We start from the raw sequence: 16,231 nt of genomic DNA, 5'->3' as shown, positions 1-16,231 counted from the left end.
GATTAAGCTTCCTTCTGGTTTGGTGTTTTGCACAAGCGGTCAAGGATGATTGCGACTAAAACAATCGCTAATCCGGCTTCAAAACCTTGTGAGATGTTCACTGTATTCAATGCACGAACAACAGGTTTACCAAGCCCGTCAGCACCAACAAGGGCGGCGATAACCACCATCGAAAGCGACAGCATAATACATTGGGTAACACCCGCCATGATGCTTGGCAGAGCGGCTGGTAATTCAACTTTGAGCAGTAACTTCATGCGACTTGCACCAAAGGCTTTACCCGCTTCAATCAGCTCTTCAGGGACTTTAGTTACCCCTAAGTAGGTCAAACGAATCGGTGCAGCTATCGCGAAAATAATGGTCGAGATTAAGCCAGGCACGATGCCCAAGCCGAATAGAACCAGAGTTGGAATCAGATACACAAACGTTGGAACGGTCTGCATTAAATCGAGAATTGGACGCAACATCGTATAGAGCCAAGGACGATGCGCTGCCATGATGCCAACCGGTACGCCAATTAATACGGAAATCGTTGTCGCCGCAAAGACGAGAACAAAGGTTTCCAGCATTTCTTGCCAGTAGCCGAGGTTAAGAATAGTCAGCAGTGCCGCGACCACAAAGATCACTAGCGAAGGTTTACGGTGTAAGTACCACGCAATCGCAGCGGTAATCACGATTGGCAGAGCAGGCGGCATCCACTTAAATACATCGACTAAAAACATAATGACGGTTTCTAGAAAAATCGAAATAGCGTCAAAGAATCCTGCTGCATTGATTGTTAGCCAATCAACACCCGCTTCCATCCATTGTCCGACAGGGATTTTGTTTTCCGTAATAAAATTCACAATATTGCCTTTTATTATGGGTGGGCTACTTCAAACCAATCGATAAATTGGTAAGCCCACCTTTATTATTTATGTAGCTGTTGAGATGGGTAGAACTAAGCTTTAACTTGCTTTAGGTATTCAGTAACGGCTTGAGTCGCTGATTCACCTTTATGCGTTTTTACGTTGTCTAACCAAGCTTCAACTTGTTGAGGGGTGTTGTTCAACCATTGTTGAGCCGCTTTTTCTGGCTTCACTTTTTGGTTAAGAATCTCTTCCATCAACTGGTTTTCCATCTCTAGAGTGAATTCTAGGTTTTGTAGAAGTTGACCGACGTTTGCACACTCAGACAGGTAGTTTGAACGAACGTTAGTGTAAACATTCGCGCCACCGTAGTTAGGGCCGAAGAAGTCGTCACCGCCTGAAAGGTATTCCATCTCAACATTGCTGTTCATCGGGTGCGGAGCCCAACCAAGGTAAACAATCCATTGGCTACGGCGTGCTGCGCGTGATACTTGAGACACCATACCCGCTTCGCTTGATTCCACTATGCTGAAATCTTTCAAGCCAAACGCGTCTGAATCAATCATTGATTGTATTAGGCGGTTACCGTCGTTACCCGGCTCGATGCCATAGATGCGGTCTTTAAATTTGTCGGCATGTTTTGCTAGGTCGGCGAAGCTTTTTACACCTGAGTCGTACACGTATTTTGGTACGGCTAGCGTGTATTTTGCGCCTTCAAGGTTGGCACGAACGGTTTCAACCGTGCCCGCTTCACGGTACTTAGCAATATCGCCTTCCATGGTTGGCATCCAGTTACCTAGGAATACGTCAATATCGCCGTTCGCCATTGAAGAGTAAGTCACCGGTACTGAAAGTAGGTCGGTTTTAGTTTTGTAACCAAGGCCTTTTAATAGTTCAGAAGTAACGGCGGTTGTTGCGGTAATGTCAGTCCAGCCTACATCAGCGAAGCGAACGTTTTCACATTGCTGTGGTTCAATAGAAGCGTTAGCACCGAACGCAAATGAACTGATGGCTAATGTTGCTAATACCTTTTTTGTAGCAGTTTGCTTATGTTGAGTCGTCATAATGATTCCTTTTTATCTTTCCTTTTTCTGCCCTAACTCATACTAATCAGGGCAGTTTTACTGACTTTTGACTAATTTTGGTTGTTACTTTTTATTATTTTTATCTCAATAACAGAGGCTTACGCTTCTCTTACTGGTTTATTGATTCTTTGTTTCTCTTGCCATTCAGGTGCAATCCACACTGGAACGTCCTGCTCTTTGAGCATTGGCTTACCCAAAATCAAATCGGAAGCACGCTCAGCCACCATAATGGTCGGGGCGTTCAGGTTGCCGTTTGGAATAACTGGGAAAACCGACGAATCAACAACACGTAAGCTGTCGATACCGCGAACGCGACACTCTTCATCAAGCACTGCCATTGGATCATCATCAGCACCCATTTTGCAGCCACATGAAGGGTGGTACGCACTTTCCACGTTCTGCTTAACCCATTCATCGATTGCTTCATCGGAAGTGATACTTAGACCCGGCTGAATCTCTTCGCCTCGGTAAGCATCCATTGCTGGTTGAGACAAAATCTCGCGTGTCAGACGAATACAATCGCGCCAATCTTGGCGGTCTTGCTCAGTCGAAATGTAGTTGAAAATGATCTCTGGCTTGGCATGCGGATCAGCAGAAGTGATCGCAACCGTACCGCGACTTTCTGGCTTGTTAGGCCCAACGTGTACTTGGAAACCGTGACCATCAAAGGCCGCTTGCCCGTCGTAACGCATCGCTCCTGGCAGGAAGTGATATTGAATGTTTGGCCACTTCAATCCTTTGCGAGAACGAATGAACGCGCACGATTCAAAGTGGTTAGTGGCACCAAGGCCTTTACGAGTCAGAATCCATTCCGCGCCAATCATGCCCTTGCTGACCAAGCCAAGCTTACTGTTGAGCGTGATCGGTTCGTTGCAGTGATATTGGAAGTACACTTCTAAGTGATCTTGAAGGTTTTCACCGACACCGCTTAGTTCGTGTTTAACTTCAACGCCGGCCTTTTCAAGCACGGCTTTCGGGCCGATACCAGAAAGCTGCAGCAGTTGAACCGAGCCAATAGAACCCGCAGAAGAGATCACTTCTTTGTTCGCCACAGTCACCTGGGTATTGCCTGACTTTTCAAACTCGACACCAACCGCTTTCAAGCCTGATTGACCTTCTAAGTCTTGTGCTTCAAGTAAGAAACGACGCGCCACGATACCTTTCTTCAAGGTCAGGTTTGAACGCTTCAATGCTCGACGTAGATAAGCGTTAGAGGTTGAGGCTCTAACACCCTTGTCTACCGTCATGTGCATGGTGCCGAAGCCTTCTTGCTGGTAGCCGTTATAATCGTTGGTTTCTGGATAACCGGCGTCTTTACCTGCATCGATGAACGCTTGGTAAAGCGGGTTGAGCTCCATATCGTTACCATTACAAGTGCCGACAGGGCCATTGTCTCCACGGTATTCATCACCGCCTTTGTTCCATGATTCAGCACGGCGGAAATAAGGCAGACATGCTTGGTAGTTCCAACCCGCAGCACCCTCTTCTTCCCATTGGTCAAAATCACAGGCGTGGCCACGAACGTAAACCATGCCGTTGATCGATGAGCTGCCGCCTAACACTTTGCCACGTGGGCAGTGCAGTTCACGTCCATCAAGGCCCGGTTCTTTCTCTGTTTCAAATTGCCAAGCGTACTTTTCAGTATTCATTGGGTAAGAAAGCGCGGTTGGCATTTGGATAAAAATACTCTTGTCCGTACCACCAGCTTCCAGTAATAAAACGCTATGTTCACCGCTTTCCGTTAGCCTATCCGCTAACACACAGCCGGCCGAACCCGCGCCGACGATAATATAATCGTAGCGTTGTTCCATGTTTTGATTTCCCTGAGATAAGTCAGTGGGGCTAGCTCTGTTAAGCTAACCCATAAAATTGAGTGTTACGCGTTAGGCATAAGGGCTGGCGTAGTCGCCAAGTTCAATAAGAATGCTCTTAGTCTGCGTATAATGAAGTAGGGTTTCTGGTCCATTTTCACGGCCAATACCCGAAAGCTTGTAACCACCAACCGGCATTTCTGCTGGTGAGTCGCCCCACGTGTTCACCCAACAAATACCTGCCTGCATTTGATGGATCACGCGGTGAGCACGAGAAAGGTTTTGCGTGAACACGCCAGCCGCAAGGCCATATTTGGTGTCGTTAGCGCGGCGAATCACATCGTCTTCGTCGGTAAACTTCAACACTGACATCACAGGGCCAAAGATCTCTTGTTGAACGTGAGGCATGTTGTCTTCGCAATCCACAAACACGGTTGGGATAACAAAATTACCATTTTCGAGGCCGTTGTCTGTCACTTGATAGCCGCCCGTCAGCAGGGTTGCGCCCGACTGTTTAGCTAGCTCAATTGCTTCAAGGACTTTTGAAAGGTGTTCTTTAGAAATCAACGCGCCGATCTGAGTCTCCATATCCATTGGGTTACCAATGATCAGCTTCTCAGTGCGAGTCTTAAGTTGGTCGATGAATGCGTTGTAGATGTTTTCATGTACATAAACACGAGTACCGTTAGTACACACTTCGCCTTGAGTGTAGAAGTTTGCGACCATCGAAGCTGACACTGCATCATCCAATTTCGCATCATCAAACACGATCATCGGTGACTTGCCGCCAAGTTCCATGGTGACTGATTTCAGCGTCTTAGCGCTGTCTGCCATTACCGCTTTACCGGTACCGGTTTCGCCCGTGAACGATACTTTCGCGATATCTGGGTGCGCCGTTAGCATCTGACCAACACGGTAATCGCCCTGAACCACGTTGAACACGCCATCAGGAAGACCAGCTTCGGTAAATATCTCAGCAAGCTTGAGCGCCGTTAGCGGCGTTTCTTCTGAAGGCTTGAAAATCATCACGTTACCCGCAGCTAATGCCGGAGCCGATTTCCACATCGCGATTTGGATAGGGTAGTTCCACGCACCAATGCCCGCACAGATGCCTAGCGGCTCGCGGCGAGTGTAGAAAAATTGAGATTCGCTCAGCGGTTGTTGGTCGCCTTGTAGCGTTGGTGCCAAGCCAGCAAAGTATTCAATAACATCAGCGCCAGACGCCACATCCACTTCAATCGCTTCTTGCAGCGGCTTGCCCGTATCAACAACCTCAAGGTTTGCAAGGTCATCATTTCGAGCTCTAAGTATTTCCACTGCCTTCAACAGAATACGGCTGCGTTCCACAGCGGTCATTGCAGACCATACCGCAAATCCGCGCTTCGCAGATTCAATAGCGCTATCGACATCTGCTGAAGATGCTTGGCCTAACGTCGCGATAGGTTCACCGTTGGCAGGGTTAATGCTATCAAAGGTTTCACCAGAGGTTGCTTTAACCGCTGCGCCATCGATGTATAACGAGTTCATTTCCATTTGAGATTCTGACTTAATTATTGTTGTTAGACTCTACTGGTCTATATGTGAGTATTGGTCGTTCTAGTGCTGTTCTAGTCCTAACACTGCGTTCTATTTGGTACTGCACGAGTAGAACGTAAGTTGTTTATCTAGATAATCATTGATGATGGCACGCGCCTTTTGAGCATCGATACCATCTGGGTTTAGTGTGCCTCTCAGCCACAAACCATCAATCAGAGACGCAATCCCGTGAGCAACGAGATCCGCTTGTTCGTGATTCAAAATACCTTTCAACTCAAGACGTAAGTGTGAAATTAAACGTTTTTCATTCACACGCTGCAGTCTTTTCAGCTGCTCGTCATGCATTGAATATGACCAAAATGCCAACCACGCCTTCGCGACCTTATTTTCTGCCTGGTAACCTTCGAAGTTACCATCGATGATCGCGTTTATTCTCTGTTGGTGAGCATCAACAGGAAGCGCTTTTAGTGAAGTCGTGATGGTATTGGAAAGTTGGCGAAGGATTTCACGCATGGTCTCTTCGAGCAGCCCATGCTTCCCGCCAAAATAGTGATTAATAATGCCAGTGGAGACTCCCGCTTCTTTGCTGATCAACGCAATACTCGCGGCATGCAAACCCACTCGATCAATCACCGTCATGGTGGCTTGAACAAGCTGTGGTTTACGTATATCAGGCATCCCAACCTTCGGCATTTCTCAGTCCTTTTATTTTATATTGAACGTTCAGTTAAATATAAAATGACAGAAATTTAGTTAGGGTTCAAATGATTATTTAAAACAAACTCGTAACAACACAGCATTTAAAACAACAAAAATCATTATAAAACAATAAATTAAATATCATTTGGAGCACTAACGAAAACAATTAAAGATTTGAGGTGTGATAGTTATTGGTCAAATGTTTTTGCTTGGAAAGTTCAAAAATCAATCAGTGAGAATCCGTGTAGAAACTTTTTGGGGAGGGAGTGAAAAGGTAGTATCAAGGAATTTTTATACTTAAATTTAAGGCCAGAAAATCCACAATCAACACCGGTAACGAATCAAAAAATGAACAAAAAAGATTGGTGACAACAACGTCATCACCAACCTTCTCTAGTCGTTACTAACTTTAATTCGAGCCTAAGCTACTCAATGCGTGTAATGAAATCGTATTTATCTGAATCGGCCTTAGTCACCCAGTGTTCACCAGAAGCAGGCGCAGAGTCTAAAGTGAAGATATAGAAATCGATTCCTTTGTCTCCCATCACCTTTTTAAAATAGGTCGCTTGCTTACGATGGCTTTCATTGGTGTATGGGAATTCTTTGGCTGTTTTATCATCCTCAGCCCAACTGTGCACACCAACCTGCTTATTAAGCTCAATGGCTTTGGTGGTATCTGCTCGTTGCAATACTCGTGGGTTACCCGCAGCGAAAAGATCCGTGCCGCCAGAGAACACCGACCCCGTAGGCGTTACGATCGTCGTCATGTTGTTACTGTGGATCATGCGCCCGGTATACATATTGATATCGTCGTCAGCGCTGCCACCAATATGGTTGGTAAACTTCAATGTCATCTCGCTGCCTCGATACAATTTCACGATATCAAAAAGCTGAGAATAGGTTGATGCCCCCAGAGTCGACCGAATTCGATCAGCAGCGCCAGTCTCATTGAGAACATCACGGTAAAAAGCGTTGAAAGCAAACGATGTGGTGATGGTTACCTTGTTGCCACTTTTAGTGTTGCTCAAAATAGTAGACCCAAGGCTAGTCACGTATTGAACCAGTTCATTGTGATACTCAAGCTCGACGGGTTTATGAGTATTCGTTGTCGTGTTAATTAACGTGGTGTCATTCCCAATTGAGCGTTGAGCAACACCACAATCAAATGAATCAAAAAACTTACCCTCACTGTATATCGCACAATCGTCAGCCCCTGCATCAGGAAGGTACAGATCCACACTTTGACCTAAACTATCCGCAAGCCTAACTACTTTTTGCTTATCACTAATATCTTCCGCAAACAGAACGGTTTCATACTGCACACCGTTGTAATCAAGCTTTATGGATTCTTGGACCTCTTGTCGCTCTTTATACAACTCACCCAGTTTCGCTGATGAAAATACGTAATCAGCTTGAGGTTTTACTTGCGCTTTGTTGGCAGCTTTACCTGAGTTAGAGCTTGAGTTACAACCCGCTAGCAGAATCAAAGGTAACGCCAGTAATGCATTTCTATAGTCGTTCATACAGTTATTCCCAAAATGTTTGATGGGAAAATTCTATTATTTAAAGATCAAAACATCTGTCGTGCGAATGTATGAGAATGTATATCGTTTTGAACATTGTTTTTTATTTTCACACAAATCCAAAAACATCATTGAACTAGCGTGCAAAGTGTTTAATCATTCATGTCAGGTATTTTACGTAAGGCCTGTAAATTGGGTATGCCACAATAACTAGATACTCAAAAAGGCTCCCTCACGTAATCTCAATAAATGAAACACACGATAAGGCTGAGAATGGAATGACAAAACCTAAAATGATCATCGTAGAAGACGATTTGAAACTTCAGCGAATGCTAAAGGATTACTTTGTTACGCAGGACTTTGATGTTTCCACACTCGATGATGGCAGTGATGCCGCACAGACCATCCTTGCCGAACAGCCTGATATCGTGTTGTTGGATTTAATGCTCCCTGTAACCGATGGACTGACAATATGCCGACAGACCCGCACCCTCTTTAAAGGTAAGATTTTAATGCTCACCGCTAGCGATGATGATTTCGACCACGTTGCAGGCTTAGAGACAGGCGCTGATGACTATGTCACCAAGCCAATCAAACCAAGAGTTCTGCTGGCCAGAGTTCGTTCACTATTACGCCGCCAAGACACCAATACAGCTTCAGTCGATGACTCAGACAACCTTCAGTTTGATCAACTGGTTCTGAAAAACACCTATAAGAAGTGTGAACTTTCAGGTGCCGTTTTATCACTAACTGACAGCGAATTTGACCTGTTGTGGTTATTAGCGAGTAACCCTGATACTCCGCTATCACGTGACTATTTGACACAAACGCTACGTGGTATTGAGTACGACGGAATCGATCGAACGATTGATAATAAAATAGTGCGCCTAAGAAAGATTCTTGGCGACGACCACACACCAGCAGAGAAAATTCAGACCATTCGCGGGAAGGGTTACTTATTTGTTTCGACCGCCTGGCGTTAACCTCGCTCAATACGAGCGTAATAAAAGAGAGCGATTATGCGACGTATCTTTTTGGAGTCCTTAATAGGGCTGTTAGTTTGCTTTATGGCTGGCCTTGTCGCCTACGAGATTAGCGTCTATCAGCTCAATACCGACTACGAATATGTACTGGAAGATTACGAAGCAGCTGCCCACCAGCAATTGATCGAGAATATCGCTAAAAATCAAGGCCTTGAGGCGGCCCATCAAGCGATAAACCAGTTTGTAGAAACCACACGAAATAAATTGGTTACATTCAGCCCAGACGATGAAATACCTAGTCCCGTTTCAGAGTTCTTCAGCACTAACCCGAATACCTTTGTTTTTCACGATGATGAACGTGACCTATGGTTTCGCTTAACAAGCAGTGACAATACTTATCACTACCTCCCCAACAGTGAAGCGTTCGTTAGGCAAAAAATAGAGTTGGAGGATGACCTCATTTGGTTGTTCTTTTTAGCTAGCTTTATCTTATATGGCTTATGTCATCTATTTATTATCTTCCGCCGAGTTAAAAAGCTAGAGGCGGCCACTCTGCGTTTTGCGGAAGGGGATCTCTCGACACGAGCCGAGACTTCAAGTGGTATTGCGATTGGTTCACTGAACAAATCCTTCAACCTAATGGCCGACCGAATTCATCGCTTAGTAGAAAGTAATCGCTCACTCACTAATGCTGTCGCTCATGAACTGCGCACGCCAATATTCCGAATTCAGTGGCAAGCTGAAATGTTGAAAGATACCCAGCTAAACGCAGAGCAAGAGGGCACGATTGAGAGTATTGTCGAAGACACGGAAGAGATGGAAAGGATGGTCGATGAACTATTGTATTACGCCAAACTCGATAGCACTGACCTAGAAAACTTACAACAACCATTAGAGATACGAGACTTACTCGACCACGCAATGACGCGTTGGAACAAAGACACTCAGCTCAGCATCGACCTATCACTGCCAGAGCAATCTAGCTCGATAATGGCGGATGAAACGCTACTCAACCGAGCACTAGATAACCTAGTGCGTAACGCAATGAAATTCGCACGCTCACAAGTTTCGATTGAAGCAAGCGTGCATCAAGATAAGCTACAGATCGCGGTACATGATGATGGTGATGGTGTGGCACAAGAACATCAAGCTCGCCTGTTCGAACCCTTTTACGTTGGCGACAAAGCGCGTAACAAGGCCAAGAGCGGCCATGGTTTAGGGCTTTCTATCGTCGAAAAGATCTGTGCTCAACATAGCGCGACCGTAGAGGTTGGTCAGAGCCAAACCTTAAAGGGTGCGGTATTCACCATAACCATTCAGCTATGTAATGATTCAGCTGACAAACCCATACAGTAACTACAAAACACCTCTGGAATAATGTTCAACATCGGTCGGGAGATGCTGTCTCCCAATGAACCTATTGAATCTAAATTCCAATCTTTCTTAAGGTGTTTGTATGAAAAAGTTATTAGTTGTTTTAGGCATTGTTTCTCTAGCGGGTTGTTCTGGTATCAGCCACAACGAAGAAGTGTACACAGCGCACGCTGAAAGCTTCAACATTGTCGGTTTCCAAGTGCCAGGTAACACTCAAGACCGCGCAATGGAATTAGTACCTGAAGGTGCAACGGTTGATACGATTCGCTCAACAAACTCTGATACGAGCTCTGTTCTGGGTATCATCAACCGTATTATCGGTATCGACTACGTACAAGTTGGCGGTAAAAAGCAGTAATTCGCTATAGTGACGTTAGCCACGTGCCATAATTAAGTGTCGCAGTTGCCTACCTATATTCAGTAGCCTGCACAAACTAAGTTAATCTAAGCCAGTGACCCGTCGCTGGCTTTTGTCATCCAGCAGATTTTGTGCTCTGTGCCAAACAAGTGCCCGATTCCCCTTCCCTCTTTTAACTAACAATTCGAAAAATTAGCCGAAAAGTCTTCGATTTCTTATCAAAATTGCCCCTAAATTCGCTAAATGGCCTTCTGCTTAAAGTGACACTTTCAAATCGTTGATCCTTCTATCAACCCAAAATCCGTTAATTGAGGCACAGATCAATTTACTCTAAAATCTTAATTTCCAAGAGAAATTAACACTTAATAAAAGTGTCACGATTTTATAAATAAAACATATGGGTGCGTTCAAAAATAAACAGAAATGATAACTATCTGTAAATACGAGAAATATAAGTTTCATGAATAAAAGAGATCATTGCCATGCTACTAATTAATCAGATCGAATGATGTAAATTCGCTGTGATTAATTTGTTACGTTTTCTTGGATTTTACATGGAAAGAGAAAACAACAATGAAAATAAGAAAGCGTTTAGTTGCCGTTGCTATAGCCAGTGCTATGTCTTTGTCAGTGCATGCAAGTGAATCCGTTCAAATCGATCAACCGATCAACTTTACTAACTTCTCTGGGTTAAACGCTCAGTTAGGAGTCAGTAACGCCTCTAGCTTCAAGATGGTGAAAGAAGTAAACCTGAAAAAGCGTGGTATCTATAAAGTTAAGATCCAGCAGAACATCTGGGGTACCCCGGTATGGGGACATTACCTAAATGCCACCCAAAGTGCACAAGGTGGGGCGTTAAAGTCGGTTCAAGGGAGCTACCTTAAAACAACGACCTTAGAGCGATCTTTTGTTAAGCCATCAATCAACAGCGCTCAAGCGGTTGAACTCGCAAGTAAAGATCTAAATACTCAAGGCTTAACCAGCAAATCTCTAGACAACGTTCAACATCAGCTATTTATCTATCAAGGCTCTGTGAAGCAAGGCATCGGACAGCAAAGCGTAGATAAAACACGACTAGTGTACGTTGTCTCTTACCTAGTAGAAGGCAGTGAACAGCCGACTCGACCGTTCACCATGCTAGACGCGCACACAGGCGAAGTCATCGACCGCTGGGAAGGTATTGCCCATGCTCAGATCGGTACTGGCCCTGGTGGCAACGAAAAAACAGGCATGTACGAATACGGCACCGACTACCACTACCTTGATGTTCAAGAAGTGGGCACAGAATGTGTAATGGAGTCTGAAAATGTCGTTACCGTTGACCTAAATGGCGCGACCGACGGCGATACGACTTACAGCTATGAATGTCCTCGTAACGAATATAAAGCCGTGAACGGCGCGTTCTCGCCACTCAACGATGCCCATTACTTCGGTAACATTGTGTTCGACATGTATAAAAACTGGTTCGACACAGCGCCACTCTCTTTCAAACTCATGATGCGTGTTCACTACGGTGAAAACTACGAGAATGCTTTTTGGGATGGCAGAGCCATGACCTTTGGCGATGGTGAAAGCTTCTTTTACCCGCTTGTTAGCCTAGATGTATCAGCCCATGAAGTGAGCCACGGTTTCACTGAGCAAAATTCAGGTTTGATATACGCAAACCAATCCGGCGGTATGAACGAAGCCTTTTCTGACATGGCAGGTGAAGCCGCAGAATACTACATGAAAGGCACCAACGACTGGATGGTCGGGCGCAATATCTTTAAAGGCGAAGGTGCGCTGCGTTACATGGACGATCCATCACGCGATGGCTCTTCAATCAACAATGCATCTGAGTACTACGATGGCTTAAACGTGCACTACAGCTCTGGCGTGTTCAACAAGGCGTTCTACCATCTTGCAACCACACAAGGTTGGGACACCAAGAAAGCGTTCGAACTGTTCGTGCTAGCCAACCAGATCTACTGGTCTGAAAACAGTGACTTTTGGCAGGGCGCTTGTGGCGTGAAAAACTCAGCAACCGACCTTGGCTACAATGCCGATGATGTTGTTTCTGCGTTCGGTCTGGTGGGTGTTACCCCATGTGCAGAGCCACCACTGCCGCCAGAACCGGAATATCAACGCCTTGAAAACGGTGTTGAAGCTGCGGTTGCTGGTGAAACCGGCTCAAAAACTTACTTCGATATCGAAGTACCAGAAGGCCAAGACAAGCTAACGATTGATCTTGCTGTGTCTACTGGTGATCCGGATATGTATGTTGGTCTAGATTATGCGCCAAGCTCTCAAGAGAATATCTGTAAGAGTGAAAGCGTAACCGATGAAGTATGTGTAATTGAAAACCCAACAGCTGGTCGTTACACGGTGAACATTCTAGGTTACTCAGATTACGCAGGTGCGAACCTAAAAGCATCATACGAATCAGGCAATGCTAACGTACCGCCAGTCTCTTCTTTCGAACACACCATTGTCGGCAAAGAAGTAGAACTGCGCAGCACAAGTTCAGACAGAGATGGTCAGATCGTTTCTTACCAATGGAACCTAGGCGATGGCAACACACAAACAGGTGAAGTGACTCGCTATACCTACGCTGAAGCTGGCGACTACGTGGTGACTCTAACCGTGACAGACGATGCAGGCGTTGCAACATCAACAAGCAAATCTATTACGATTGAAGGTAACTCAGCGGAAGGCTTCCCACTAAAACTGAAGTTTGGTAACAAAAACCCGAACGGCAAAGCTCGCGTTAAGCTGGCATGGGATTACGACACCAATGACTACTTCGTGATTAAGCGTAATGGCAAGAATGTTGGTGCTACAGACTTCAACTCATACGTCGACAAGTTCCGTCACAACGGCACAGTAGATGTTGAGTACCAAGTGTGTACCTCAAGCGATATCTGTTCAGAAACCAAGCACTACCGTTTCATTAAAGCACAATAATCGATAGTAAAATCAGGGCTCCGAAAGGGGCCCTTTTCGCGGTTATCTGTTTAGAAAATGAAACATCCACGCACTAAAAAAAATCACACCAATCAACACAACAATACTCACCGTAAAAAGGACGACAAATGGCTATTCAAAAAAGCATGCTAGCTTTGGCTGTACTCGGAGGTTCTTTAGCCTTAATCAACAGTACTTCGGCTTACGCATCCCTAGGAATCACACCACCAGCGAACGAAGAGGTTTGGATCACCACCGATGCGGACGCACAACATATTATGACTCAACATGGCGCAACGGTTTACCCAGGCGTGACAGGAAACAAGCATTCCATCGTCGCGAAAATCAACCAGAAAGAGCTCGCGAAACTATCCAGCCACATGCACGAAGAAACTCACCGTTGTGGTGGCTACATGGTGCACGAAGACAAAGCAAGCGCACTCAAAGCCGCAGCTATGCCACTGACTATGAGCAGCTTCGAAAAGCCGGTAATCAGCCATCAAGACACAGTGAACGACCTACTCGCTCAGGTCGAGCCGAACAACATGGTCACGACCATAGAAAATCTAACCAACTTCACCAACCGTTTTTATACTACTTCTACTGGTGTTGCTGCTTCGGATTGGCTTTTAGAGCGTTGGGAAACAGAAATTAAAGATGTGCCGTATGCGTCTGCACGCCAAATCGCGCATGCTGAATATCCGCAAAAATCCGTTGAAGTGACACTGCTTGGTGCTAAATATCCTGAAGAGATCGTGGTGGTTGGCGGCCATCTTGATTCAACGGTAGGTTCTTGGACAAGCGAAGGCACAATCTCACCGGGAGCTGATGATGATGCGTCTGGCATTGCTACGGTAACAGAGTCGCTTCGCCTGATGATCGCCAGTGGTATTCAGCCAGACAAGACCATCAAGTTTTATGGTTATGCGGCAGAAGAAGTGGGATTGCGCGGCTCACAAGATGTCGCCAACGCTTTAAGAGATGAGCAAGCCAACGTTGTATCGGTATTGCAATTAGACATGACCAACTACAACGGTTCAGCGCACGATATCACCTTCATCACAGACTACACCGACAGCAACTTAACCGCCTACTTAAGCGAGCTGATCGACACTTACGCTAGCAACATCAGTTACGGTTTTGATGATTGTGGTTATGCCTGTTCTGATCACGCCTCTTGGCACAATGTTGGCTACCCAGCAGCCATGCCATTCGAGAGCATGTTCAATGATTACAACCCAAGTATTCATACCCAGCACGACACGCTTGAAAACTCCGATCCAACCGCAACACACGCGACTAAATTCGCCAAATTGGCGATTGCTTACCTTGTCGAAACTAGCCTCGACTCACCCGTTGCAGGACCAACAGAGCTGCAATATGACGTCCCTGTAGAAGGGCTATCCGCAGGTTACGGTGAAGAGCAATTCTTTACCGTAACAACGGAGTACTCTGGTCAGTTAACCGTAACCATGACCGGCCATCGTAGTGGCGATGCCGACCTTTATGTGAAACACAATGGCACCGTATCAAAAGCAAGCTACGACTGTCGCCCATACCAGAACAGCAGCAACGAACAGTGTGTGTTAGACATGCCTGCCGGTGAGTTCAACATCATGGTGCGTGGCTATCGCAACTTCAGCGACGTATCTATCGTTGCTAATTTCGTTCCTGATTGGCTGTAAGGTTAATTGACTGACTAACTAACTAACGTTAATCCGAACAAACATGGCGAGAACTAAAAACCCGCGAGTTCGATCCCTTAATAGAGTTGAGCTCGCGGATTTTTTATTCTCTTTGGAGAAAAGTTCGATCAATGATCTTCAGTTATCATCTAGTCGTCTTTTTCATCACCTTAGTACAAATATACTCACCAATCGGCATCGCCGAAGTCGCTGCAGGCGATGGTGCATTACACACATGCAAGCTTCTTGGGCTTTCAGCAAACAGGAAATCATGAACCAAGGTGCCATCTTTTAGCACCGCTTGAGCACGAATCCCAGCAGGATAAGGCTTAAAATCATCAACCGTAATACTCGGGCAGTATTTGTTCACTAGCTTTAGATAGCCCGGTTTCCACCACGAGTTCTTAAACTCGACCAAACCCGTTTTCAAGTGATTCGCAGTCACTTTCCAAAAACCCGCAAAGCTCAGCATCTGCCAAGTGTCTTTGAAGCTAAAGTTAAGCTTGCCATAACCTTCTCGCTTCCAGCCTTGAACTGCATTTGGCCCTACTGTTACGGAGCCATCAATCATGCGTGTTAAATGCACGCCCAAGAAAGGCAGTTCTGGGTCAGGGATCGGATAGATAAGATGATTCACCACTTGGTTGTGCTTAGCGTCTAACTGAAAATACTCACCGCGATAAGGCACGATTTGGAAGTCGGTTTCGATGTCTAACATCTTGGTCATTCTATCGGCCATCAAGCCAGAACACGTGATCAAGAATCGACTGTTCAGTTGAAGAGTCTGACCATCGACTTTGCACGTTAACTGCACCTCATCTTCTTGCTCTTCCGCCATAATCACTTCCGTGCCTAGACTGAGCTTACCACCAGCTTCAACAAACTCTTGAGCCATCACTTCGGTCACTTTTTTGTAGTCGACGATACTGGTGGTTTTGACATAAATCGCGCCCAAGCCCGTGATGTTCGGCTCTGCAAGTTTCAGCTGTGCTTGATCTAAGAGATCGACATCAATGTCGTTATCATGACAACGTTGATAGAGCGCGTTCATGCGCTCCACTTCCTGCTCATTGGTCGCAACCAACAGCTTGCCACAGTTTTCGACAGGGATATCGTGTTGGCTACAAAAGGCGATGGTGCGCTCTACGCCACGCTTACAAAAATCCGCCTTTAAACTGCCCGGAGCATAGTAAACGCCAGCGTGAATCACACCACTGTTATGGCCAGTTTGGTGCTGCGCAAAGCCACATTCCTTCTCGACTAAAAGGATACTTTTATCAGGGTGAGCTTGCTGTAATTGCCAAGCCGTCGACACGCCAACAATGCCGCCACCAACGATAATATAGTCGTATATTGAGTTCATAATATTCCTACATTCAATCCTTT

General features: G+C 45.7%; 12 protein-coding genes. 5 read left to right on the top strand and 7 right to left on the bottom strand.

Annotation, left to right across the window (positions count from 1 at the left end):
* Window positions 1–2 precede the first annotated feature (2 nt).
* From choW to OCV19_RS23130, 6 genes are all read right to left on the bottom strand, one after another.
* A complete protein-coding gene (gene choW, locus OCV19_RS23155; RefSeq protein WP_019824535.1) occupies window positions 3–845 on the bottom strand; it encodes a choline ABC transporter permease subunit in 843 nt (280 codons plus the stop codon).
* Between the two features lie 95 nt (window positions 846–940).
* Window positions 941–1,912: a choline ABC transporter substrate-binding protein gene (locus tag OCV19_RS23150; protein ID WP_065677239.1), complete on the bottom strand. Its 972-nt coding sequence runs from the start codon at window positions 1,910–1,912 to the stop codon at window positions 941–943.
* A 119-nt stretch (window positions 1,913–2,031) separates the two neighbouring features.
* A complete protein-coding gene (gene betA, locus OCV19_RS23145) occupies window positions 2,032–3,744 on the bottom strand; it encodes a choline dehydrogenase (protein WP_065677240.1) in 1,713 nt (570 codons plus the stop codon).
* Between the two features lie 72 nt (window positions 3,745–3,816).
* Window positions 3,817–5,277, bottom strand: a complete 1,461-nt coding sequence (betB, locus tag OCV19_RS23140; protein WP_065677241.1) for a betaine-aldehyde dehydrogenase — start codon at window positions 5,275–5,277, stop codon at window positions 3,817–3,819.
* A 93-nt stretch (window positions 5,278–5,370) separates the two neighbouring features.
* Complete coding sequence (gene betI / locus OCV19_RS23135) at window positions 5,371–5,973, bottom strand: transcriptional regulator BetI (protein ID WP_048610022.1); 603 nt, start codon at window positions 5,971–5,973, stop codon at window positions 5,371–5,373.
* 431 nt (window positions 5,974–6,404) lie between these two features.
* The gene (locus OCV19_RS23130) at window positions 6,405–7,502 is read right to left on the bottom strand and encodes an alpha/beta hydrolase (protein WP_065677242.1); all 1,098 of its coding nucleotides are present in this window, start codon (window positions 7,500–7,502) and stop codon (window positions 6,405–6,407) included.
* Between the two features lie 278 nt (window positions 7,503–7,780).
* Here OCV19_RS23130 and OCV19_RS23125 point away from each other — a divergent pair, with 278 nt between their 5' ends.
* The 5 genes from OCV19_RS23125 (at window position 7,781) to OCV19_RS23105 (ending at window position 14,845) form a co-directional block, all read left to right on the top strand.
* Window positions 7,781–8,485, top strand: a complete 705-nt coding sequence (locus tag OCV19_RS23125) for a response regulator transcription factor (RefSeq protein ID WP_065677243.1) — start codon at window positions 7,781–7,783, stop codon at window positions 8,483–8,485.
* A 36-nt stretch (window positions 8,486–8,521) separates the two neighbouring features.
* A complete protein-coding gene (locus OCV19_RS23120) occupies window positions 8,522–9,841 on the top strand; it encodes a sensor histidine kinase (protein ID WP_065677244.1) in 1,320 nt (439 codons plus the stop codon).
* Window positions 9,842–9,941: 100 nt separating this feature from the next.
* Window positions 9,942–10,217 (top strand): hypothetical protein, encoded by a 276-nt coding sequence (locus OCV19_RS23115; RefSeq protein WP_017065177.1) that lies wholly within the window; start codon window positions 9,942–9,944, stop codon window positions 10,215–10,217.
* Between the two features lie 573 nt (window positions 10,218–10,790).
* Window positions 10,791–13,160 (top strand): M4 family metallopeptidase, encoded by a 2,370-nt coding sequence (locus OCV19_RS23110; RefSeq protein ID WP_065677245.1) that lies wholly within the window; start codon window positions 10,791–10,793, stop codon window positions 13,158–13,160.
* A 128-nt stretch (window positions 13,161–13,288) separates the two neighbouring features.
* Window positions 13,289–14,845, top strand: coding sequence for a M28 family metallopeptidase (locus tag OCV19_RS23105; protein WP_065677246.1), 1,557 nt, complete (start codon window positions 13,289–13,291; stop codon window positions 14,843–14,845).
* 145 nt (window positions 14,846–14,990) lie between these two features.
* Here the strand turns inward: OCV19_RS23105 and lhgO are convergent, their stop codons facing one another.
* On the bottom strand, window positions 14,991–16,208 hold the full coding sequence (lhgO, locus tag OCV19_RS23100; protein WP_065677247.1) for an L-2-hydroxyglutarate oxidase: 1,218 nt from the start codon (window positions 16,206–16,208) through the stop codon (window positions 14,991–14,993).
* Window positions 16,209–16,231: the final 23 nt, after the last annotated feature.

It is taken from the genome of Vibrio celticus (genome assembly GCF_024347335.1).
Taxonomy (GTDB): Bacteria; Pseudomonadota; Gammaproteobacteria; order Enterobacterales; family Vibrionaceae; genus Vibrio; species Vibrio celticus.
This window is presented reverse-complemented; position numbering and strand designations above follow the sequence as displayed.

Excerpts from the sequence above, each read along its gene's own strand:
- OCV19_RS23150 (WP_065677239.1), bottom strand. The coding sequence starts at position 1,912 with ATGACGACTCAACATAAGCAAACTGCTACAAAAAAGGTATTAGCAACA.
- betA (WP_065677240.1), bottom strand. The coding sequence starts at position 3,744 with ATGGAACAACGCTACGATTATATTATCGTCGGCGCGGGTTCGGCCGGC.
- betB (WP_065677241.1), bottom strand. The coding sequence starts at position 5,277 with ATGGAAATGAACTCGTTATACATCGATGGCGCAGCGGTTAAAGCAACC.
- betI (WP_048610022.1), bottom strand. The coding sequence starts at position 5,973 with ATGCCGAAGGTTGGGATGCCTGATATACGTAAACCACAGCTTGTTCAA.
- OCV19_RS23130 (WP_065677242.1), bottom strand. The coding sequence starts at position 7,502 with ATGAACGACTATAGAAATGCATTACTGGCGTTACCTTTGATTCTGCTA.
- OCV19_RS23125 (WP_065677243.1), top strand. The coding sequence starts at position 7,781 with ATGACAAAACCTAAAATGATCATCGTAGAAGACGATTTGAAACTTCAG.
- OCV19_RS23120 (WP_065677244.1), top strand. The coding sequence starts at position 8,522 with ATGCGACGTATCTTTTTGGAGTCCTTAATAGGGCTGTTAGTTTGCTTT.
- OCV19_RS23115 (WP_017065177.1), top strand. The coding sequence starts at position 9,942 with ATGAAAAAGTTATTAGTTGTTTTAGGCATTGTTTCTCTAGCGGGTTGT.
- OCV19_RS23110 (WP_065677245.1), top strand. The coding sequence starts at position 10,791 with ATGAAAATAAGAAAGCGTTTAGTTGCCGTTGCTATAGCCAGTGCTATG.
- OCV19_RS23105 (WP_065677246.1), top strand. The coding sequence starts at position 13,289 with ATGGCTATTCAAAAAAGCATGCTAGCTTTGGCTGTACTCGGAGGTTCT.
- lhgO (WP_065677247.1), bottom strand. The coding sequence starts at position 16,208 with ATGAACTCAATATACGACTATATTATCGTTGGTGGCGGCATTGTTGGC.